Source organism: Brachybacterium sp. AOP43-C2-M15 (genome assembly GCF_052446295.1).
Lineage (GTDB): Bacteria > Actinomycetota > Actinomycetes > Actinomycetales > Dermabacteraceae > Brachybacterium.
The window spans coordinates 1-21,533 of sequence record NZ_JBQSWB010000030.1 but is presented as its reverse complement, the minus strand read 5'-3'; the positions used below and the strand labels follow the sequence as shown (position 1 = coordinate 21,533).

General features: G+C 65.7%; 21 protein-coding genes. 12 read left to right on the top strand and 9 right to left on the bottom strand.

Going from position 1 to position 21,533, the window contains the following annotated elements:
* Positions 1 to 44: 44 nt before the first annotated feature.
* The 5 genes from ACT3SP_RS18370 to ACT3SP_RS18350 all read right to left on the bottom strand — a co-directional run bounded on the left by ACT3SP_RS18370 (position 45) and on the right by ACT3SP_RS18350 (position 4,128).
* The gene (locus ACT3SP_RS18370; RefSeq protein WP_114306462.1) at positions 45 to 293 is read right to left on the bottom strand and encodes a toxin-antitoxin system HicB family antitoxin; all 249 of its coding nucleotides are present in this window, start codon (positions 291 to 293) and stop codon (positions 45 to 47) included.
* Positions 294 to 295: 2 nt separating this feature from the next.
* A complete protein-coding gene (locus ACT3SP_RS18365) occupies positions 296 to 880 on the bottom strand; it encodes an AAA family ATPase (protein ID WP_444588728.1) in 585 nt (194 codons plus the stop codon).
* 64 nt (positions 881 to 944) lie between these two features.
* Positions 945 to 1,889, bottom strand: coding sequence for a CPBP family intramembrane glutamic endopeptidase (locus tag ACT3SP_RS18360; protein WP_209896323.1), 945 nt, complete (start codon positions 1,887 to 1,889; stop codon positions 945 to 947).
* Positions 1,886 to 3,646: a hypothetical protein gene (locus ACT3SP_RS18355; RefSeq protein WP_444588727.1), complete on the bottom strand. Its 1,761-nt coding sequence runs from the start codon at positions 3,644 to 3,646 to the stop codon at positions 1,886 to 1,888. Before ACT3SP_RS18355 ends, ACT3SP_RS18360 begins: the two co-directional genes overlap by 4 nt.
* 248 nt (positions 3,647 to 3,894) lie before the next feature.
* Complete coding sequence (locus ACT3SP_RS18350; RefSeq protein ID WP_114306458.1) at positions 3,895 to 4,128, bottom strand: hypothetical protein; 234 nt, start codon at positions 4,126 to 4,128, stop codon at positions 3,895 to 3,897.
* A 199-nt stretch (positions 4,129 to 4,327) separates the two neighbouring features.
* On the opposite strand from ACT3SP_RS18350, the gene ACT3SP_RS18345 reads away from it, so the two are divergent.
* Complete coding sequence (locus ACT3SP_RS18345) at positions 4,328 to 4,687, top strand: hypothetical protein (RefSeq protein ID WP_147271603.1); 360 nt, start codon at positions 4,328 to 4,330, stop codon at positions 4,685 to 4,687.
* Positions 4,688 to 4,723: 36 nt separating this feature from the next.
* Here ACT3SP_RS18345 and ACT3SP_RS18340 read toward each other — a convergent pair whose 3' ends face one another.
* Positions 4,724 to 5,122 (bottom strand): hypothetical protein, encoded by a 399-nt coding sequence (locus ACT3SP_RS18340; protein WP_444588726.1) that lies wholly within the window; start codon positions 5,120 to 5,122, stop codon positions 4,724 to 4,726.
* A gap of 1,587 nt (positions 5,123 to 6,709) precedes the next feature.
* On the opposite strand from ACT3SP_RS18340, the gene ACT3SP_RS18335 reads away from it, so the two are divergent.
* Entirely contained in the window at positions 6,710 to 6,979 is a 270-nt protein-coding gene (locus tag ACT3SP_RS18335; RefSeq protein ID WP_193107382.1) for a type II toxin-antitoxin system prevent-host-death family antitoxin, read from the top strand.
* A complete protein-coding gene (locus ACT3SP_RS18330; protein ID WP_193107383.1) occupies positions 6,966 to 7,700 on the top strand; it encodes a hypothetical protein in 735 nt (244 codons plus the stop codon). Before ACT3SP_RS18335 ends, ACT3SP_RS18330 begins: the two co-directional genes overlap by 14 nt.
* Positions 7,701 to 8,204: 504 nt before the next feature.
* On the opposite strand, the gene ACT3SP_RS18325 is transcribed toward ACT3SP_RS18330, so the two are convergent.
* Positions 8,205 to 8,612, bottom strand: a complete 408-nt coding sequence (locus ACT3SP_RS18325; protein ID WP_193107384.1) for a hypothetical protein — start codon at positions 8,610 to 8,612, stop codon at positions 8,205 to 8,207.
* 46 nt (positions 8,613 to 8,658) lie between these two features.
* Complete coding sequence (locus ACT3SP_RS18320; RefSeq protein WP_444588725.1) at positions 8,659 to 9,381, bottom strand: SOS response-associated peptidase; 723 nt, start codon at positions 9,379 to 9,381, stop codon at positions 8,659 to 8,661.
* 116 nt (positions 9,382 to 9,497) lie between these two features.
* Between ACT3SP_RS18320 and ACT3SP_RS18315 the strand changes: the two genes are divergently transcribed.
* The 5 genes from ACT3SP_RS18315 to ACT3SP_RS18295 all read left to right on the top strand — a co-directional run bounded on the left by ACT3SP_RS18315 (position 9,498) and on the right by ACT3SP_RS18295 (position 16,591).
* On the top strand, positions 9,498 to 9,824 hold the full coding sequence (locus tag ACT3SP_RS18315) for a histone-like nucleoid-structuring protein Lsr2 (RefSeq protein ID WP_444588724.1): 327 nt from the start codon (positions 9,498 to 9,500) through the stop codon (positions 9,822 to 9,824).
* 262 nt (positions 9,825 to 10,086) lie between these two features.
* Positions 10,087 to 10,722 carry a hypothetical protein gene (locus ACT3SP_RS18310; protein WP_444588723.1) on the top strand — a complete coding sequence of 212 codons (636 nt, stop codon included), beginning with the start codon at positions 10,087 to 10,089 and terminating at the stop codon, positions 10,720 to 10,722.
* Between the two features lie 424 nt (positions 10,723 to 11,146).
* Entirely contained in the window at positions 11,147 to 12,808 is a 1,662-nt protein-coding gene (locus ACT3SP_RS18305) for a GmrSD restriction endonuclease domain-containing protein (RefSeq protein ID WP_444588722.1), read from the top strand.
* A 448-nt stretch (positions 12,809 to 13,256) separates the two neighbouring features.
* On the top strand, positions 13,257 to 16,010 hold the full coding sequence (locus tag ACT3SP_RS18300; protein ID WP_444588721.1) for a class I SAM-dependent DNA methyltransferase: 2,754 nt from the start codon (positions 13,257 to 13,259) through the stop codon (positions 16,008 to 16,010).
* Entirely contained in the window at positions 16,007 to 16,591 is a 585-nt protein-coding gene (locus ACT3SP_RS18295) for a hypothetical protein (RefSeq protein ID WP_444588720.1), read from the top strand. The genes ACT3SP_RS18300 and ACT3SP_RS18295 overlap by 4 nt, the downstream gene beginning before the upstream one ends.
* Before the next feature lie 16 nt (positions 16,592 to 16,607).
* Here ACT3SP_RS18295 and ACT3SP_RS18290 read toward each other — a convergent pair whose 3' ends face one another.
* Positions 16,608 to 17,252 carry a recombinase family protein gene (locus ACT3SP_RS18290; protein WP_444588719.1) on the bottom strand — a complete coding sequence of 215 codons (645 nt, stop codon included), beginning with the start codon at positions 17,250 to 17,252 and terminating at the stop codon, positions 16,608 to 16,610.
* A gap of 328 nt (positions 17,253 to 17,580) precedes the next feature.
* Here ACT3SP_RS18290 and ACT3SP_RS18285 point away from each other — a divergent pair, with 328 nt between their 5' ends.
* From ACT3SP_RS18285 to ACT3SP_RS18270, 4 genes are all read left to right on the top strand, one after another.
* Positions 17,581 to 18,528, top strand: coding sequence for an L-lactate dehydrogenase (locus ACT3SP_RS18285; protein ID WP_343926441.1), 948 nt, complete (start codon positions 17,581 to 17,583; stop codon positions 18,526 to 18,528).
* A 156-nt stretch (positions 18,529 to 18,684) separates the two neighbouring features.
* Positions 18,685 to 20,283, top strand: coding sequence for an L-lactate permease (locus tag ACT3SP_RS18280; protein WP_444588718.1), 1,599 nt, complete (start codon positions 18,685 to 18,687; stop codon positions 20,281 to 20,283).
* 211 nt (positions 20,284 to 20,494) lie between these two features.
* Positions 20,495 to 21,412, top strand: a complete 918-nt coding sequence (locus tag ACT3SP_RS18275) for an SDR family oxidoreductase (RefSeq protein WP_444588717.1) — start codon at positions 20,495 to 20,497, stop codon at positions 21,410 to 21,412.
* Positions 21,409 to 21,533 (top strand): MerR family DNA-binding transcriptional regulator (locus tag ACT3SP_RS18270; protein WP_444588733.1); only part of this gene is annotated, 125 nt, incomplete at its 3' end. The genes ACT3SP_RS18275 and ACT3SP_RS18270, both read left to right, overlap by 4 nt.

The window sequence follows — 21,533 nt, the reverse complement described above, 5'->3', positions numbered from 1 at the left end:
TCGCGGCTTCCTCGGGTGTGCTGGCGTGCTGGCATGCTGGGTTGTCAGTGAGCTGTCTTGTTGGCGAGCTTCTGATTGATGGCGTCCTGGATCCATTCCTGAACGCTGACGTCCTCGGCGAGAGCCGCAGCCTTCACGTCCTTGTGGAGCGACTTCAGGAGTCGGATGGTCAGCTTGCTCATCTCGTCGGCTGCCAGCGAGGACGGGTCGATGAAGGCGTCCTTGGCGCTGCCGGTCGAGCGGGCGTTGGCTCGAGGGCGGGCGGCGAAGCGGTCTGCGGGTTTGGTGGCCATGGTCAGAGCACCTCCAGGAGTTCGGTGGTGAGGTCGTCGAAGCGGAACTTGCTCGGATTCGGGATGGTGCCGCGGAGTCGCCCGATAGAGACGCTGGCGGGGATGACGGTTTCGAACCGGCCGACGCCTCGCTCATCGAGGAGTGAGGCGAAGTCGGCGGCATCGTTCGTGCGTCCGTCGAAGCGGGATAGGAGCACGTAGGTGGGGACCTGGGTGGCGGTGACCTCGACGGTGCTCCAGGTGCGGTCGGTGTCCATGAGCCCCGGTGGTGTGGGGACGATGATGAGGTCGGCGACCTTCACGGCTGCATCCACGACGCTCGGGTCGGTGGGGGGCGTGTCGATGACGGTGAAGTCGGTGGTCGGCTTGTAGCTGCGGAGGCTGGCGTGGTTGGCGGGTCGGATTTCGAACGGCAGGGGCGTGCCGTCTTCGTCGGCGATTCGTGCCCAGTCGGTGGCGGACCCTTGGGTATCCATGTCGAGCACGGTCACGGTGTGCCCAAGTTCGGCGAGTTGGGTCGCGATGAGGATGGCGGCCGTGGTCTTGCCGACGCCACCCTTCAGGTTCACTACAGCGATCGTCTTCATGTTTGCCACCATACTGGCGTGCTGGCGTGCTGGCAAGACAGCGCGCCATCTTGACGGCATGCCGTCATGCCGGTGTCGGCCGGGTTTGGCGGCGTGCGGCGCGAAGGGCGCTGCAGAGGAGGATCGCGAGGAGTAGGCCGGCTATGGCGCAGAGGATCGCGACGGCCTGTGCTGCACCGAGGAAGGTGGTGGCTGCGTTGGGGTGCTTCTGGTGGATGACGTAGTAGAGCGAGGCGATGCCGTTGTTCATCACGTGGGCTAGAAAGAGGGGCCAGATGCGGCCGGTCGCGATGTAAAGCAGTGCGAGGGCGAGAGCCCAGACGAGGTGGCCGGGGATCGCGATCACGCCGTAGTAGACGTGGAACGCGGTCCGCAGCAGGACGGCGGTGATGAGGATGGTCGGCCAGCGGTGGCCGGCGGCGCGCAGGGCGACCACGGGGACGGCGAGGACGATGATCTCTTCAACGGCGCCGCTGAGCATGCTGTCGTAGACGAGGAGGGCCGCGGCATCGGGGCTGCTCGGGGGAGTCCAGGGGAAGGAGTTTTGGTCCGGTAGTCCGGGGATCGTTTCCAGTGCGTTGGTGATGACGCCTCGCATCTGGAAGATCAGCGTCGCGAGGAGGAAGGTGGCGACGCTGCCGCGCCAGCCTGCTGGCATGCCAGCGCCAATGGTGGATGGAGGGGTGTCGGTGGTCTTGGCGAGGAGCTGCAGTATGGCGAGGCCTGCGAAGGTGAGGGCGAGGGCGGGGATGAGGCTGTTGAAGAGTGTCCAGGCGTCCTGGGTGCCGGCGGGGCCGGGCTGGGGGTAGAAGGCCAGGATGAGTGCGGCGATGGTGGCTGTGAGCCACGTGGTGCTGTAGAGCCCGCCGAGGAGTGCCCATGCGGTGCTGTGGGGGATAGCTCCCGGGGTGGTAAGTCGGAGCGGTCGCCATAGAGCGCGCAGTACTCGGATGCTTCGTCGGCGGCGTGCAAGGTGCGCGCGGTGTCTCCGCGCTTGGGTGGGGGTCATGCGACACCTTCTAGTGCGTGCTGGCGTGCTGGCCTGCTGGCGTTGGGTGGGGGTGGATCGAGGTCGTTGAGGCGCATTTCATCGAGGAGGGCTCGGATCTCGCGGTCTGCTTCGAGGTCGTCGGCGTGGAGGGCGATGTGGTGGCGCTCGAGGTAGGCCCACCAGATGCGGCGGTGTTCGCGGTAGGCCGCGATCTTGGTGGCGCGGGCGTGGGTGACGCCGAAGCGTTCGGCGAGTCGCTCGAGCTCGCGGTCGTCGCTGGTGAGCCAGTAGCCCTCGTCGGCGTGGCCGTCGATGAGGTTCCAGCCGGTGAGGGTGGCGAGGGCGTCGGTGACGGCGGTGCGAGAGAGGCCGGTGCGGGCCTGGATGGTCGCGGGGGAGGAGCCATGGCCGTGCTCGATGGCTTCGTAGGTGAGGGCTGCGGGGGTCCCGAGGCGCTCGAAGACGGGGCGGAGGGCGTGGGCCTTCCCGCGGATCCAGCGCACGGTCTCGGCTGTGGCTGCGTGGCGGTCGGGGATGCGGAGCTCGTAGGCGGCGGCGTCGCGGCCGTGGGCGCGCAGGGTGAGGGTGATCCAGGGGTCGTCCTGGGTGGAGAGCTCGCGGAGGAGTGTGGCGACGGTCTGGATGCTGAGCCCGGTGGCGAGGGAGAGACCGCGGATGCCGGTCGCGGTGAGGGTGGAGCCGATCTCGTGGGACTGCTTGGCGATTGCGCGGAGGAGGAGGCGGCGGGTCCAGCCGTGGGCACCGGGGAATTCTCGGGTCTCCACCTCGTGGAGCAGGCTGCGCCAGGTGCGGGTCGTGCCGTGGGTGTCACGGACGGAGGGCTCCCCCGTGTGAGAGACGGCGCTTGTGTCAGATGTATGGACGGAGTCCCCCTGCGCTTCGTTCTTGGCTCTGAACAGGGGCTCCATGCGGGTCCAGTCGCCGGCGAAGGAGCGCCAGGGCCGGGGGCGGTGGGCGTGGAGTGCCCAGAGGCCGGGCCAGCGTCCGTCGCTCATGCGCGCGGCGACGTCCTCGCGGCTAAGGCCGGTGGCCATGGCGGACCAGAGGACGGCCCAGCGGGCTTCTGAGGGGCTGTCGTAGCCGTAGGCCGCCCAGTCGCCCTCGAGGGCGAGGGAGAGGTACTTCTGGCCCATGACGCGGCCGGCGCCGGCTTCGTAGACGACGGGGGTGCTGTGGGGCTCGGCCGCGGCGGTCGCGGCGCGCTTGGCCTGCACGAGGCGGATCTCGTCGCGGAACGTGAGGCGGAGCCGGCGGACGGCGCGGGCAGGTGTGCGGAGTCCGTCAACGCGCTCGCGCAGGGAGCGTTCACTGATAGTGAGCTGGCGGTGGCCGCCGAGCTTGTGGACGCTGCCGGGGACGGTGATGCAGCCTCGGGCGATCGACTGGTGGGGGGAGGGGTCGAGCGTCGCCCAGCGCTGGGCCATCGCCTCGACGAGCTCACGCGCTTCGAGGAAGGCCAGCGGCTGCTCGAGAAGGACGTAGACGTGGGAGCCACCGTGAGCGTGGTCCGTGAGGAACCAGGCACCGGCCTGGTCGAGCATCGCCTCGGTCTGGAAGACGTCGTACGCGACGTCGGCGATCTGCTCGGTAGTGCGGTCCTTCGCATCGAAGTCGAGAGCGAGAACGTTGCACTGTCCGGCGTCGCTGTAGAGGCGGACAGCGGCCGGCTTGGACGGCAGATCAGTGGTGAGGGCTTGCTCGGTCCTCGCGGGGTAGCTGACGCGGTTCTCACGCTGGGGCTTACCCAGGCGCATGCGGGGCTGGCCAGCGATCACGGACGCGGTGAGCGACCAAGAGGTCTCGGGGGAGAGGGCCGTATAGGGGGGGGTAGACACGCCAGGCTCGCCGTACTTGCCTACGGCGGCGCGCCCCCCGTACTCTGGGGGTACCAAGTTGATGAACCTCCTTTCATCTCACCTCGGGGATCACCAGCGCCAACTGGCCCCCAAGACTTCTTTCACCACCCCCGGACCTGCGCCAACAGGTTGCGGGGGTGAAGTCTTTATGCGGTCTTTCGATCTATCTCCAGGCTCTCTTGAGCTGCGCCTAGGCGCGCCTTCTCCAAGTCCAGACTGGCGATCCACGGCACGAGCTGGGCAGCGGTAAGGTCCGTCACTGACTCTCCAACCAGCTCCGCATACTCGTACAGCTTGTCGCGGCTGGTGGTCGGGATGCGGGTCTTGATATCCGCACGGTCGCCCTTGCTCGGACGACCTCCACTTCGCTTCTGTGCCATGCGGATCACGTTACACGGAGACCAACGTTCCTGGAACAGAACCAGGCGGCGTGTCGCGCCCTGCAAAGCAGGGAACGCCCTATACACATCCTTCCGGTCCACCCAGCAGGCAAGCCAGATCAGCTACGCCGGTCCGCTGCAGCCCTGCTGCCGAGTGGTGCTGCATGCTGGAGGTATCTGTCACGGAAGGGCGGTGTCCATGTTGGCATTCACGGGGTACACGACGGACCCGGAGACGGGGGAGCGGCTGCCTCCGATCGGCACGCTCTTGGATGTCCGGGGGCTCGATGCCCTGGTCGAGGGCGGCATCCTCGAGCAGACGAACTGGAGCGGTTACCCCCTGACGTATGTGGGGCCGGCGCAGGCAATCGCGGAGTGGCTCGAGCAGCTCCCGCCGCATCTCTTCCGAGTTCGCGGCATTGGAGCGGAGCGTACTCAGGAGCATCCACAGGGGATCCGTCTAGTAGATGGGGAGGAGGCTCAGCGCCTCGCCGTCGAGGGGCTGCGAGGCCTGGATCCCGAACGACGAATCCAGGTCGATCTCTGGGATCAGAGCTGAACTCTGCCGGTCGACCACGTCACCGACCATGGCGCTTCAGCTGCCGTACGGGGAGGGCTTCGGTGTGGTGCCGGTGACCGCCGTGATGGCCTCGAGCAGTGGGGGCGCCTCGGACGCCGCGAGGAAGAGTGCGTGCCCCAGCGCCTGGTCCAGGCTCGTGAAGCCTGGGTCCTGTGTCCAGAGCTCGTCACGTTGGAGACGTTCGATGCGGTCTCGCATCTGACGCGAGAGGCATGCGATCTGGGCTGAGATCTCGGCTAAGTCGTAGAGCTCGTCGTGCAGCTCTTCATGCGTCATGGGCCGGCCGCGGGCTGCTTGCAGGTCCTCGGGCAGGCCGTCGACCCAGCGCTGTGGCCGGGGCACCGCGACGGGGGCCTGTGGGGTGCGCGAGGCGGCGGGAAGCCGCCCCGCCTGGCGGGCGCGGTAGCGGCGCATCTGTGCGCGCTTGCGGCACTGATCGGAACAGTAGGTACGGCGCCCGGCAGTGAACTGCCCGCCGCACACAGGGCATCTCACGCGGCCTTGTCGACCCATCTCTACCTCCTCGAGCACGCCCGCTAACACCCTACACGGGGGTACTACGTTGTCCCTCCGGGGACGCATTGGTGCCAGAGGTCCGTCGTCCTGTTACTTCTGAGCTTCTGCGTTCTGGGGGCGTGCCTGATGCTGGGGATCGTGTCTCTGCTTGTGGGCGTACTGAGGATGTTTTCGGCGGGATCTATCTCGGGGGTGTTGAGCTGATGCTTCGTGCTCTGTCTGGCTTCTGGTCGGTCCTCTCTGGAGCTCGTGCCGTTGGTCTGGATGGAGTACTCGCGCTGCCGCTTCGGCAGTTCGTGTGGGCAGCTCGGCTGCAGGGCTCATCGCGCAGGGGCCGGGCCTCTGCGGGGCGTCGTTTAGCAACTGGTCCAGATGTGCCAGTTGCTAAGCAGGCAGGTTCAGTGCTGGCTCGGACGGTCCCGAGCCCTAACGGAAGCTCTGCACGAGGCCGTCCGGCGCCGCAAGGCGTACCGCCGCGACGGAGACAGGCCTGGAGCTGACCTGACGAATGCTCGGCTCCAGCCTGGATCGATCAGCGAGGTGGAGACGCGGTCGCGCTTCAGAGGCAGCTGACGCGATCTGCGCTGGAACGTCTTGCCACCGGATGATTCATGCTCGGTTCAGTGACGCGGCGGTGATGAAGATTCCGCGCTCACGGAACGCGCGAGGGCTCTGCTGCTGCGCCTCGTCTCGGAAGATCGCCGGCACGTCCGGGAACCATGGTGGCGTCACCCGCGCCCCCGCGCCGAGTCCCTCACCCACTCCGGGGCAGTCCACCCATCACGCCCTGAGAGGTGGTCCGCGAGTGCCGCGAAAGCCGCGTTGATCTCGTGCCACCCAGTCGGTTCAGGCTCGCGCGCAAAGACCATCGTCCCAAGATCCAGCCCCCTGCGTCGGATGGCCGAGGTGTAGTCATCGAGGGACTGGAGGATCCCGAAGCGTCAGCACGCATCGAGGGAGTCGCCCTCCAAGAGCATCCGGGCGCACTCCCGCGCGTTACTCCGAGCCGTGTGACGCAGAGGGCCGTCACTCGAAAGAGCGCGCCAATCCACCCCGGGAGCAGACTGAGCCTTTTCGATCAGCTCCCGAACCGAGAGCACCCTGCCTCCGAAGCGCACCGCATCCACTCCCTTCCGGTGCCACTCGCCATCAGCTCGACCGTATCCACCAGCCCACACCCCTCAGACAGAGCTGGTCGGGCAGTCATGTGAGAGCTCCGCATGCATCAGACCTGGTCAGGCTGCGCAGATTTACCCTCAAGCCGGGCACTCCGTACGCATCACCCCAGGTCAGGATGCGCTGATTTACCCTCACGCCAGCCTCTCCAACTGCGTCACCGCAGGTCAGGCCGCGCTGATGTGGTCTCAGTGCTCGCTGGGTGAGGACCCTGACCCCGACTACTGGGGTGCTAGCGCCGTTGCATCAACGGTCGAGCACGAGAACAAAGTTCGAACTTCCGGGGCTCACTCTGCTAGAGTTGGCGGCATGACTACCCCTCTGCGCATGCCTGCCACGGTCGCGACGAAGAAGGGTGCTGGGTTCTTGGCAGAGAAGGCTGCTGAGCGCACTGTCGTCCTGACCAATCACGGCAAGCCGACCGCGGTCGTGATGAGTCCTGAGCACTTCGACGAGCTGGAGAGGTCTTTGCGGCACGCCGCGGACCGTCTCGTCCAGGGAGTTACCGACCTGGTCGCTGAGAGGTCTGAGTTCTCTCGCGTGGACGAGGTGCGCGAGCGGCTGCATGCGCGCCGGTGAACACTTCCCGGATGATCAGGCTGAGCTGGTGCTATCTAGCCACGTGGAGGAGTGGATCGCGGAGCATGTCGAGCAGTCGCAGTGGGACGAGGTGCTCGATGACCTCACTGCTCTCTTCGCGAAGCCCTGGGGGAAGCATCCGCTGTCCAACGCCCTCGCGGGACTGAACACGGCCTCGACGCTGCGCGGGGATCACCGGATCGTCTTTCGCTCCACCATCTCCCCGGAGGGCACGGGACTGATCGAGGTCGTCGCGATCGGGCCGCGCAGCAACAACCGCGTCTACGACGCCGTGAACGCGCTCGTGGCCAGCGGAACGCTCGACCAGGACGTCGTCCAGAGCATCTGGGACATGCTCGAGGTATACGAGGCGACCGCGCAGAAGCACGGCTTGGAACTGTGGGACTACCGCCCCGAGCCCCCACCCGCGGGGCTCGTGAAGTCCGTTGTCGCCGTCGGTGCGCTCGACCAGGACGTTGCCGATCTCCTCTCGGCTGATGAGCTGAACGCGGCACTGGCGCACGCCTGGGACCCCGCCAGCGGCGCACTGGACCCCGGACGGGCACTCAGAGCCGCACTGGATCGAGTGGCGGGCAGCTCCGACCCAGAGCGGATCCTGGCCCAGCGCGAGCAACCGCGCTGCAACGCCTTCATGCCCCGCGCCAAAGCGCCATGCATCCGCCGCCGCCACCACCCCGGCGCCCACCGCGCCGCCCCCTAACTCCTCTCCCCGCGCCCCGACGGCTCTCCGGCGCCTTCTGCGAGCGGCGGGGACATCACAGGAGGGGGCAGCTCGGCTGCCCCCTCCTGTGCACTCATCGCCGGTGCCGTCCGCCTCGGTCCCGACGACCCCTACCCCGCTCAGTCTCGAGCAGCCGCAGCACAGCCGCGCCGAGGTTGAGCATCGCCGTCACCAGTGCCACCACCATGACCAGCGCCTCTGCGATCGCCCGACCACCTCCTCCCGCCGCGTGGGTACGCCACCCTAGCGCCGGACAACCACGCCCGAGCGGCCGCCTAACCCCTCTATACCCCTGCAGTTTCGACCATGACCAGGACGCTCATCCCACTCCCTCGCGGGACCACAGACCTGGTCCGGGCTGGAACCGCCGGTCGGTCCTCCGAAGTCGGGGACGCTCCTGTCGGGTACGGCTCCCGGCGCGCCCCTCTTCCCTCGGCCTCGAAGCCGACTACGCCGCCCTGTCTCACCCGTCGTGCTCCTCGCTCAGCGTCGACCGGGGTTCGCGCGGCGGATCGCCTCGTGCCAGTACGGCTCCACGCGTCCGCGTCGGGCGCGGTCTTTCGCGCCCTCGAGGTGTACCCGGGCGGATACCCAGGACATCACGTGGGGCTTGGCGAGTTCGATGCGGTCCAGCCACTCGTCGACGGTGAGGAGCAGCCGCTCCCCGCCCACGATGACCTGCACAGACTCGTCCGGAACGTTGGGGTCTCGCCAGCTGTGGTTCATGGTCACCGTGGTGCCGCCTGCGACGGCGCGCTGGTAGTCGGCGACGACCGACTCGGCCGCGCCGAGCAGGTCCTTTTGCGCGTAGTAGCGCGGGTATCTCGCGCGCATCTCGCTCGACCGCCCGGAGGGCGGAGCGGGATAGGGAGTGAAGGGCTGGGGGCTCACGGGGCTCAGTGTGCGCTCGGGGCCGGACAGCCAGGCGCCGGCGGGCTCAGTCGGCGTCGAGCGGTGCGATGAGCGAGGGGTCCGTGCGGTCGAGGGTGCGGACGTTGTTGACCTGGCGGTCTACCGGCACGGTCACCAGCTCGGCGGCCATGGTGGTGGAGACCTGGTCGAGCTGCGCGAGGAGAGGGTCCTTCTGCGCGGGCTCGAGCTTCCCGGGGACGAGCCACTCGGCGACAGCGTCCTCGGTGAGGAAGACGGGCATGCGGTCGTGGACCTCGCCGCTGGCGTCCCTCGCCTCGCGCGTGACGATGGTGAAGGTGACGTCCCAGCCGTCGCCGTCCTCGGCCTTGCGACCGGCGGTGAGGCCGGCGGCGTGCAGCAGCTGCCCGTCGGGGTGGTGGATGAAGTACGGGTCCTTGCCGCCGTCGTCGGCCTCGACCCACTCGTAGTAGCCGGTCATGGGCACGATGGTGCGACTGCTCGAGAACGGTCCGCGGAACATGCCGTTGGTCGCGATCGTCTCTAGGCGCGCGTTGATCGGGCGGGGCCCCTTGTCCTTCGCCCACGCGGGGTGCAGACCCCAGCGCGCCAGCTCGAGGCTCCGCTGCATCTCGCCGTCGTCGTCAACGAACTCGCGCACCACCGGCGCCTTGGTGCGCGGAGCGATGCTGTAGACGGCCTCCCACTGCGCTGCGCGGTCCTGACCTGTGGCCGCATAACCGTGCAGCAGCCCGTCTCCATCGATCTCAAGAACGTATCTGCCACACATCACGCGCCTCTTCCGCCATCGGTGAATCCGATCATAGGCACACCCTTTCGAGTATTCTCAGAATTTCTCGTTCTACTGTGTCAGCAGTTCAGTACCCCAGCACCGGAAGGTCGATCATGGCGCGCAAGACTCAGGTAATCCTCACAGACGACATCGATGGCAGCGAGGCCACCCAGACAGTGTCGTTCGCCCTTGACGGCGTGGCCTACGAGATCGACCTGAACGACTCCCACGCCGAGCAGCTCCGAGAGCAGCTCGGGACCTGGATCGCCAGCGGCCGGCGCATCGGAGGACGTCGCACTGCCGGCACCCGGCGCACCAGCGGGAGCAACCCGGAGCGGACCGCGCGGATCCGCGAGTGGGCGCGCGAGAACGGCCACGACGTCAGCGACCGCGGACGCATCGCTAGCACCGTCATCGAGGCCTACGACGCAGCCCACTGACTCCACCTTCCAGCTACCGCTCCTCGCGGGCGAGGGAATCTCGAATCCTCCGGTAAAGATGCATTAATCATCCCGGCGGAACTGGCCCCGCCCGTCCCCGACCGTCATGCCGGGATAATCGACGTGCTCAGCACTCGAGACTCTCGATGCGATCGGCCGAGCGAGCTCCCCATTCACCTCCGGGCGCGTGGGGAGCTTTCGTCGTCATTGCCTAGCGCAACGTCGTAGGTTCTCCGCTGGATCGTGTTGCGAGGATGACCCTATGCCTCCCCGCCCCAGCTACCGCATTGACCGTGCTGCGTGGATCATGGCCCGCGCCTTCACCCCGCACATCGTCCTCGCCCCACTCGCGCTGCCGTGGACGCTCCTGTCGGTCATTCCTGGCACGCTCCGGCGGGGCCTCTACCTCGACCCCACGCGCACAGGCATGGTGATGCTCTACCGCTCGAACCCCGTCCTGGACGTGCTCGTGCTGTTCCCGATCATGTTGATCGTGTTCGGCGCCTACTTCGCCGCGGCGTCAGCGCTGACGAACATCGCCGGGTGGCTGGCGCTATCACTCCCGGCGGCGACGGTGGTGTTCATGATCGGGCTGCTGTTCCTCCTGCCCCGCGGCGGCGGCAGCCTGTTCCCGTGGGGCCCGGAGACGCCAGACGGGCCGCGCTGGGAGATCGCCGGCCTCGCGCAGCTCCCCGGCACCCGCCTCACCGGCATCCAGCTCGCACTCCGCGCCCTCGACACCATCCCGCCGGAGGGGTCCGTGATCGTCGCGACCGCGAACTCGGAGGACCTGTACCGGCAGTACCAGGCATTCGGCTTCACCGGCGGGCCGAAGCACCGTGTCCACCGCATCGCCACCCGCCCTCGCGAGCCACACCCAATCGACCTAAAGCCGTAGCTCAACCCAACCAGCAACACGTGGACCGTGAGCACAGAGCTAGGGCAGCAACACTGCAGCGCAGTGCGCATATCTTCTATTATGCGCGCTGGGTTTACCGACGCAGAGGACGTTGAACCTGCACCCAGGTGCAGGCACGCAACTGATCCGGCCCGCCGATCAGGGCATGCAATCTCCACCTGCTAGCGGTCACCCCCAAAACCCCCCGCCATCCGACCAGTCGCGCCGCGCAGACGGTACCGCCTTCACCGCTCATCCATCCGCCTGACTCAATCGCAGATTGGCCCCTACCGGCAGGGAAGTGACACGCAGCTCCGATGCCACGCCAAACGTCCAGACTGAGCTCCACGACGAGACCAATGAATACAGCTACTTCTGCGCGGCGTCGCTCGAAGAGGAGCCTAGCGTGGTCTAGGCTCGAAGAATGGGAACAGAGACTGCCCGAGATCCAAAGCCAACACCGGAGCGCATCCTCCAGCTCGCAAACCGCGTATTGACGGGCGATATAGTTCTGCCAGAATTTCAGCGACCTTTCGTCTGGAAGCGTCGACAGATACTAGAGCTCATGGACTCGATCTTCCGTAACTACCCGATAGGGAGTCTACTGGTTTGGGAGTCGAAGCAGGAGTTAGCGAGTAAGCGGACTATTGCGGACCTCGAGGTGGCGGAGCGTAGCGAGACATATCCGGTAAACTACCTCCTTGACGGCCAGCAGCGCCTCTCGGCCGTATGCGGCGCGATCTTCTGGACACCAAATAACAATCCTCGGAGCGTTTGGAATGTGATCTTTGACCTCCGCGCCAGCAAGTTCTACCACTCAGAACAACTGGACGGCCACCCGGCGCATCAAATACCGCTTAGAAGGTTAGCGAATGCTCCGGAGTTCTACAAGTACCTTACGCCGATCGACGATGAAGAGCTTCGCAATCGCGCGGATTTGCTCTTTACTCGGTTTCTTGAGTATCAAGTTCCGCTGGTCACTCTAGGCGACATGTCCATCGACGACGTAGCGCCCGTATTCGAGCGCATCAACTCCACCGGCACCCGACTCACCATATACGACTTGATGCGCGCGGCGACCTGGAGCCCCGACTTCGACCTCGGAACTACTGTCGACTCGATCAAGTCGAATCTTGAAGCAAAAAAGTTTGACTCGCTCGACAACAAGACTTTCCTGCGCACGCTGGGTGCAGCTGCAGGAGGGGACTTCTCTGCCAGCAGTATCGAGGCGCTACGTGACCTCGATAAGGATCAGCTTCAGTTGGCAGCCGAAGCAATGAAAGCAGCCTCTTTGCGGGCTGCCGACTTCCTGACAACCGAAATCGGTGCCCCTCGCGCAGAATCCCTTCCTTACGCTAATCAGTTCGCGGTTCTGTGTGAAGTGTTCCGCCTACTACCTTCTCCTGATGCGGCACAGCTAGAGAAAATTAATAGATGGTTCTGGCTGACAACACTCTCCGGATACTTCGGCGGCTGGGACAGCGGCCAGATGACTCAAGACACTCGGCAAATTCGCGCATTTGCGGACGGAAGGGCAGAGGATCTCGGCGAGGGCGGCGTCGTCCCGTCCCAGTCTCTATGGCGCATGAAGCCATTTCGGTCGAATAGCGCCGTTTCCAAGATGCTGGCTCTAATGCTTGCCCACGAAGGCCCGCACGACCTCATCAATGGCCAAAAGATTGACACAGACAAGTCTCTCGCCTGGTCAAACGATAAGGAATATCATCATTTCTTCCCCAAGGCCTACTTGGCTCGCCAGGGCGTGGACGGAAACGCCGCCAACGCGGTCGCCAATATCATTCTCCTTACATCCGCCTCAAATATCGAGATCCGCGACAAAGCGCCCAGCGAATATCTCAAGCAGATCATTCAGAGTTCAGGCCGAGAGAATCTCGTCTACCGCCTCAAGTCGAACCTTGTCCCGGAAGTTGCACTCGATGCGGCACTGGATGATGATTACTCAGCCTTCCTTGAGGCTCGAGGTGCGCACCTTCACGCGCACGTGAACGCATTGACCGGCTTGGTGGGTGCCGTAACGGTCGACGCTGACGCCCTCGACGACTCCGACGACGATCCCACCGAGTAGTCAGTGAAGACTGGACGGAATAAATTCGGAATCTAAAGAGCAGGTCCCACTCAAGGGTGATCCGCTCTCACTCAGCAACACTTATCTAGGCGCGGCATGACGAACTTGTCGTGCAAGAAGGGAGAATCGTGCTCGGCTAAGGTCTGCATCTTCGGCGAGTTCAAGAACGCCGGTGTCTTCGACATTAATTCAAGAATTGACATAGCTCAGAATGTCGCGTGGGGGGATTTCTGCGTTTCGGTGGAGAAGATCTCTCAGTCCGAGGCATAATTTATTGCCACACGAAGTCTGTTCAACGTAGCACCCCGGCGCCGCAAACGCGAAGGTACGAAACCCGGATCTCAGGATCCGATGCGCTCACACAGCGTGCGAGCATGTTCGACACCGTGACCTGCTCAAACCTCAGGTTTTGGCCCTAGCGACGCAAGTGACCTGGGATCATGTACCCATGAGTCAGAAGCCTCTCGTGCTGCCCGATATCCGTTCTCGAGCCGGGGCGTTCGTTGCGCAGTGGCGCGATGCGGAGGGGTATGAGCGGGGCGAGGCGCAGTCGTTCGTGCGGGATCTCCTGCGGGTCTTCGGCATCACCCGCTCGGGCGCGGCGCTCTATGAGAAGCGCGCCCAGCGCGCCTCGACCGGTGGTCAGGGCTACATTGACGCGCTGATCTCCGGCACCGCGCTGATTGAGATGAAGTCCGCGGGCGCCGACCTCGCCAAAGCTGAAGCTCAGGCGCTGGACTACATGGAGTCTCTGACCGAGCACGAGCGGCCCGACTTCGTTATCACCAGCGACTTCAAGCACTTCCGCCTGCTCGACCTCGCCGCGGACTCCCCCGAGACCGAGCTGCTCCAGTTCCCGCTCGAGGAGCTGCCCGCGCACGTCGAGGATCTGATGTTCCTCGCCGGCTACCGACGCGCGAAGTTCGGCTCCCTCGAGCAGGAGACTGCCTCGATCAAGGCCGCGCAGCTGATGGCCAAGCTGTACGAGCACCTCGAGGCCACCGGGTACGACGAGCACCAAGCATCGATCTTCCTGATCCGCACCCTGTTCTGCCTGTACGCCGACGACTCCGGCCTCTGGGAGCGCGACCTGTTCTCCCGGTACATCGAAGAGCGCACCAGCGAAGACGGCTCCGACCTCGGCGCGCAGCTGACCACGCTCTACCAGGCCCTGAACAAGCCCGAGGACAATCGGTACGGGCGCGACGATGACCTGATCCAGGCGTTCCCCTACGTCAACGGCTCTGTGTTCGGCGAGGCCGTGGAGATCCCCTACTTCGACCGGGCCTCCCGCGAGCTGCTGCTGCAAGCCGCGTACTTCAACTGGTCCAGCATCTCCCCCGCGATCTTCGGCTCCATGTTCCAGGCCGTGAAGTCCAAGAAGGCCCGCCGCGAGCTCGGCGAGCACTACACGACCGAGACCAACATCCTCAAGGTCATCCGCCCCCTGTTCCTCGACGAACTCGAGGACCAGTTCACCAAGGCCCACGCCAAGAAGCGCGAGCTGGAGAAGCTGCTCGAGCACCTGGGGTCACTGTCGTTCCTGGACCCGGCCTGCGGGTGCGGGAACTTCCTGATCATCGCCTACCGCGAGCTGCGCGCCCTCGAGCTCCGCATCCACGAGCGCCTCCAGCAGCTCGACCCGTCGCGCGCGCAGCTGTCCTTGGACGCCGGCGATCGCGTGCACGTGAAGCTGTCGCAGTTCTACGGGTTCGAGCTCGAGGAGTGGCCGGCCACGATCGCCCGCACCGCGATGTTCCTCGTCGAGCACCAGGCGAACCAGGCCGTGAACCTCACCCTCGGCTACGCCGTGCCGATGCTCCCCCTGCAGGACTCCGCCCGCATCACCGTTGGTAACGCGCTGCGCCTGGACTGGGCCAGCGTGGTTCCGCCCTCCGCTGACGTGTACATCTTCGGTAACCCGCCGTTCCTCGGCCACGCCACCCGCAGCACCGAGCAGGCCCAGGAGCTGCGCGACGTGTGGGAGCGCAAGGACATCGGCCGGCTCGACTACGTCACCGGCTGGTACAAGAAGGCGATCGACTACTTCGGCGCGGTGGACGGCCGATTCGCCTTCGTCTCGACCAACTCCATCTGCCAGGGCGAGCCCGTCCCTGCCTTGTTTGGTCCCGTCTTCGAGGCCGGCTGGCGCATCCGCTTTGCACACCGCACCTTTGCCTGGGTCTCCGAGGCCCCCGGTGCCGCGGCGGTGCACTGCGTCGTGGTCGGGTTCGACAGATCGAAGATCCAGGCGCGCCTGTTCTCCTACCCGGACCTCCGGGGCGAAGCTATCTCGGCGCCGGCGCAGACGATCAACGGCTACCTCGTCGACGGACCCAACGTGCTCGTCGAACAGCGTCGATCCTCTCTGTCGCCGGGCCTGCCCGAAGCGACGTTCGGCAGCATGCCCCGCGACGGCGGAAACCTCGTCGTGGAAGCCGAGGACTACGAGGAGGTCATGGCCGATCCAATCGCCGCGAAGTACGTGCGCCCGTACGTCGGCGCCCGTGAACTCGTGCGACGACAACAGCGATGGTGCCTGTGGCTCACCGACCTGGACCCCGCAGACGTACGCAGATCCCCGATCCTCCGGGTACGCCTCGACGCGGTCCGCGAGTTCCGCAGCGCCAGCTCTGCCTCCTCCACACGCGCCATGGCCGCCACCCCACATCTCTTCGGGCAGCGATCTCAGCCCGACGTCCCCTATGTCTGCATCCCCGGGGTGGTGAGCGAGCGGCGGCCCTTCATCACCTGCGCTTACTTCGGGCCAGAAGTCGTCACCAGCAACGCGGCGTTCAAGGCCGACGATCCCGACGGGTTCCTCTTCGGGGTGATCTCCTCATCGATGTTCATGGCCTGGCAGCGATCGGTCGGGGGACGCTTGAAGTCGGACATCCGCTTCTCCAACACGCTGACGTGGAACACTCTGCCCCTTCCAGCTACCAGCGAGGAGCTGCGGGCGAAAATCGCCGCCGCGGGGCACGGGGTCCTTGAGGCGCGCATGGCTCACCCCGAGCGATCACTGGCCGAGCACTACGACCCTCTCGCCATGGACCCCACCCTGGTGTCCGCGCACGGGAGGCTCGACGCGGTGGTCGATCGAGCGTTCGGCGCCAAGCGCACGTGCCGCTCAGAGCAGGAACGACAGCAAGTGCTGTTCTCCCGCTATTCGGAGCTCACCGTCGACGAGGAACGGAAGTGACCCCTACGGCCGCGCTGGTCATATCGATCGGCTCCGCCCTCTTCGCGCTGGGTGGGGTCGTCGTCGGAATCTTCGGCCTCGTTCAGGCGTCGCGCGCCCACAGGGTCGCCAAGGCCGCTGCGGACGCGGCTGAGGCAGCCAACCGCATCTCGGAGGAATCGAACGGCATCGCCCGCGAAGCGAATCGGATCTCCAGGACGGCCACTCAGCAGGCGCACGAGCGGCACGACGTGCGATGGGACGCAAACTTCGGCGGCGAGGGGGTGCTGGTCGTGCGAAACCTCGGTCGGGACACTGCCTACAACGTGCTGATCCGAGCAATCTTCGATGGGGGCGAGCCGCACGAGGTGGAGGCCGCGAAGGTCGGTCGAAGCGGAGAGGTTCAGATTGACCTTCCGGCCGTGCTGGAACAGCTAGAGAGGGACCGTCAAGAAGATGCAACCCCCATCCCCGGCATCCTGATCGCCAGCTCGGCCATGCGGATGTATCGCATCGACATCGAGGCGACCTGGCAGTCGGAATCCGGACGCGCCTACCGAGATGACAAGCTGGGTGGCACTTGGAATTCTCTCGAGCCGTAACCCACCACCGGACGCGTCACTCCGGCGCCGAGGGGAGCGGTAGCTCGAGCTGCGCGAGGTAGCGGTACAGCGTGGATCGGCTGATGCCATGTTCACGCGCGATTTGAACTTTCGGCGTGCCGGCGAGTGCGGCGTTGTGAACTTCGCGCAGCTTGTCGCCCTCAAGGGTGCGAGGTCGACCCTTGTACGCCCCACGCTTCTTGGCGGCGGCGATCCCGTCGGCCTGGCGCTGCCGGATGAGGTCGCGCTCGAACTGGGCGAACGCACCCATCATGTTCAGCTGGAACTCAGCCATCGGATCCTCCCCTCCAGGAGCGAAGGTCAGACGCTCCTTGAGGAACTCGATGCTCGCACCCTTACGCGGATCCTCGTCCGTGTGGCGTGCCGGGTCGCCGGTGATCTGCTGAACGATGTTGTTCAAATCAATCACCGAGCGGGCCAGCCGGTCCATGGAGGTGACGACGACGTGGTCGCCGTGACGGACGTGCCGAATCAGCGCCTGAAGCTGGGGGCGGTCCGCGGCGGTCTTGCCGGACTGCTTCTCGGTGAACGTCTCGTCGCACTCCCCCACGGCCTCGAGCTGCCGCGCGAGGTTCTGGCCGGCCGACGAAACGCGAACGTAGGCCACGCGTTGCCCCGAAGGCCGTTGTGTTTCATTCATGTCTAAGACCCTAGCCGAGGCATGTGCCAAAACTGAAAAACGAACCTTCTGGAACAGGGCGTTCGTTGCGATGCCCGGCGTCCCGTTTGGCTATACCCGAATGGGGCACGATGGCTTTAGTCGAGTGAGTGCATCTGCCGACCTTGGGGCCTACCTCGACCTCTCTCCCAGGACAAGGCTCGCCGGGCCCTCGCGCAGGCTCACAGCTGACCTCCACAACCGTCCGATACGCCTACCCCAGGGAGTGTTGCGTCCAACGGTTCTAGCGCCGCTGTCAGCGTGTTAGAGGTCCTGCTCAGACACCCGGTGTCCCGGGTAGATTCGCACTATGAGAACAGTGAGCAAGTTGACCGTCGTCGGCGCTGGAGCTGTCGGATCGAGCGTGGCCTACGCCGCGATGATTCGTGGGGCCGCCCGCCATATCGCTTTGTACGACATCGCTCCAGAGAAGACTCGCGCGGAGGTCCTGGACCTCGCCCACGGTGCGAAGTTCGTCGGCGCCACCGAGATCAGCGGTGGCAGCGACATCGCCGTCACGGCCGACTCCGACGTCGTGGTAATTACCGCCGGCGCCAAGCAGAAGCCCGGTCAGACCCGTATCGAGCTCGCTGCCACAAATGCCCGCATCATGGGCTCGCTGATGGAGCAGCTGTTGAAGGTCTCGCCCGACGCGGTCTACGTCATTGTCTCCAATCCTTGCGACGTCCTCACCATGCTCGCTAAGGAAGCCAGCGGGCTACCCGCCGAGCGCATCTTCGCCTCCGGCACCACGCTGGACTCCTCCCGCCTGCGCTGGGAGATCGCGCGCCGCGCTGGAGTTTCCGCATCCAGCGTGCACGCCATGATCGTCGGCGAGCACGGTGACACCGAGTTCCCGCTGTGGTCCAGCGCGAGCATCGGCACCGTTCCCCTCCTGGACTGGACGGTCAATGGGGAACGGGTCTTCGAGCAGTCAACTCTCGACCAGATTGCAGTGGATGTCCGCGATGCCGCGTATGCGGTCATCCAGGGGAAGGGCGCGACGAACTACGCGATCGGCTTGTCGAGCACGAGGATCGTCGAGGCGATCCTGAATGACGAGAACGCGATCATCCCTGTCGCGCCGGTGCTCTCGGGCATCCAGGGCCTGGAGGGCATCGCCCTGTCCGTGCCCTGCGTGGTCAACCGCACCGGCGCCCACCCCATCGCAGAGACCCCATTCTCCGACCACGAGCGCGAGCTCCTCCACCGCTCTGCGGCATCGCTGAGCGAGGTCGCGGCCGGCCTGCGCGCCTGACCCCTTCGCCGGGCACGCCACAGTGCACCGGCTCATCCCGGTCTCGTCATGACGGCACGCTCCGCACCGTGCGGGGCAAACCGTCCGGCCCGGCCAGCCGTACCCCTTCCCACCGCCGACCGGGCACCCCGCGTCGGCTCGTCCTGAGGATTCCCTGTGTGGACCCAGCAGATCGATCCGCTCGATAACCTCCTTCTCTCCGGCCTCGTCGCCGCACTCCCGAACTTCGTGTTCCTGCTGTGCCTGGTGCTGCTGAAGCTCACCGGGCTGAAGGCCGGACTGATCGCGTTGGCAGTCGAGGTGACCGTCGCCCTCGCAGTGTTCGGCATGCCCGTCCGCGCCGCCGCGGGCGCCGCTCTCGGCGGAGCGCTCACGGCGCTGTGGCCCATCGCCTACATCATCGTGATGGCCGTCTGGCTCTACCGGATCAGCGTCGTCTCCGGACGTTTCGACGTGATCCGAGCTTCGATCAGCGCCGTCTCGGCGGACCAGCGGATCCAGGTGCTGCTGATCGCGTTCGCCTTCGGGGCCTTCCTGGAGGGAGCCGCCGGGTTCGGGGTCCCCATCGCTATTTGCGCGGCCCTTCTGGTACAACTCGGCTTCGGCCCGGTGAGAGCCGCGATGATCGCCCTGGTCGGGAACGTGGCTGCCGGCGCCTACGGCGCTATCGGGGTACCAGTCCTCGTCGGAGCACAGATCACCGGGATGGAGGTCCTGGATCTATCCCGAGCACTGGTGCTTGTGCTGCAACCGCTCACCCTGCTGGTTCCGTTCCTGCTGGTGATGATCATCGATGGAGTGCGGGGGCTACGCGAGACGCTTCCCGCGACCCTCACGGTGACCCTGGTGTTCAGCGCGGTGCAAGCGGGGACCCTGTGGTTCCTCGGCCCTGAGCTCGCTGACCTCGGCGCCGGTCTCAGCGCCATGCTCGCATTGATGGCACTGTGCCGCGTCTGGTCCCCTCGCAGGACCTACCGCGAAGGAGACAGCGCGCCAGCTGCGATGGGACCGCCGACGGCCAAGCAGGTCCTGGTGGCGTGGAGCCCCTTCTACATCCTCACCGGCTTCATCCTGGTGTGGTCCATCCCCCCCGTGAAGGAACTGTTCAGCAGCGGAGCCCTCGCTGTCACCACGCTCGCCCTGCCGATCCCCGGGGTGACCGGTCAGATCACCACCGCAGCCGGGACCGCGGTGGAGACGACCTGGAACCTCTCCATCCTGGGCGCTACCGGAACCGCGATCCTCCTCGCCGTGCTCACGTCGTTCTTCACCACTCCCCAGGTGGACGCGAGAGCGCTGTTCGGTGAGCTGCGCGCCACCTTCACGATGCTCAGCGGCGCCATCGTGCTGATCACGGTGATCCTGGTGCTCGCCAACATCGCCAACTACTCCGGCGGATCAAATGCGATGGGTACCGCCCTGGCCGGCACCGGTCCGGTCTTCCCTCTGATCGCTCCCATTATCGGCTGGATCGGGGTGTTCCTGACGGGCTCGGTGGTCAACAACAACACCCTCTTCGCCCCTCTGCAGGTCGCCACCGCTCAGGGCATCCAGGCTGATCCGGCGCTGCTGGTCGGTGCGAACACCGCCGGTGGAACCACCGCCAAGGTAATCTCCCCGCAGTCGATCGCCATCGCGGCCGGAGCCGTGGGCCTCAATGGCAGGGAGAGCGAGATCATGCGCGCATCGATCGGCTACAGCCTCGCTATGCTCGCAGTGATCTGCAGCTGGAACTTCATCCTGGCCCTGTTGTGAGGGGACAGACGCACAGCGAGGCGCCACGCGCGGCGTCGCGAGGTGCGTCCCGAACTGGGGCACCCCAGCAGGACAGTTACTGAAAGGTCTTTTACGGTTCCCAATAGGGCTCGAAAGTGCACTTTTGCGACACATCTGTCGCACTGGGCATACCCCAAAGGCGCATACCGATTATTGGCATGCCGCTCGCTCGCGTCGCCATACTGACGATATGAGCATCGCCATCACCGGGGGCACCGGGTTCGTGGGCCGTCACCTGGCCCAGCGGTACGACGCGGATCAGGTGATCGTGACCTCGCGCCGCACGGGCGTCTCGGTCGACGATGTCGATGGCCTGACCCGTGCCTTCAAGGGTGCCGATGCGGTGGCGCACTGCGCCGGGATTAACCGCCAGATCGGTAGTCAGACCTTTGATCGTGTCCACGTCTGCGGCACCGCCGCCGTCATCGAAGCCGCGCATCGAGCTGGGGTCCGCAAAATCGTCCTGCTGAGCTTCCTTCGAGCCCGCCCGGGAACCCGCTCCCCTTACCACTCCACGAAGTGGCAGGCCGAGGAGATGGTGCGCTCCTCCGGCCTGGACTACACGATCCTCAAGGCCGGAATGATCTACGGCCGCGGGGACCACCTGGTCAACCATCTCAGTCACACCGTCCAGACCATCCCCCTGTTCGCCTCGGTCGGCCTGAGAGAGAAGCCCATCGCACCGATCCCCGTTGCCGAACTCGTCGATGTTCTCCAGGCCACCCTCGGCGACCGACTCTCCCGCCAGACCGTCGCGGTGACCGGAGCAGAGACATTGATGCTCAGCGAGGCTGTGCACCGTGTGGCACGAGTCGTTGGGCGCCGCGTCGCCGTGGTCCCGGCACCAGTTGCCTTCCACTACGCCCTGGGGTACATCACCGAATGGACCATGCGGGTGCCCCTCGTGGCCACCGCCCAGGTGCATATGCTCGCCGAAGGCGTCACTGAAGCGACCCCGCCCGCCGGCACCCTCCCCGCCGATCTCCAGCCACGTCTGCCCTTCACCGATGAGGAGATCCGCAACGCGCTCCCAGAGCCCGGCGGCTTCACCTGGCGGGACCTACGGGTCGCGCCTAAGTCCCACTCTGCACCTGGGCACCGGCGATGAGCTGGAGTACGAGCGAACTGGCGGGTATCGCGGGGACTACGGTCAAGACGATCCGCTATTACCATCACATCGGTGTTCTTCCCGAGCCCGATCGTGCGTCGAATGGTTACAAGCAGTACCA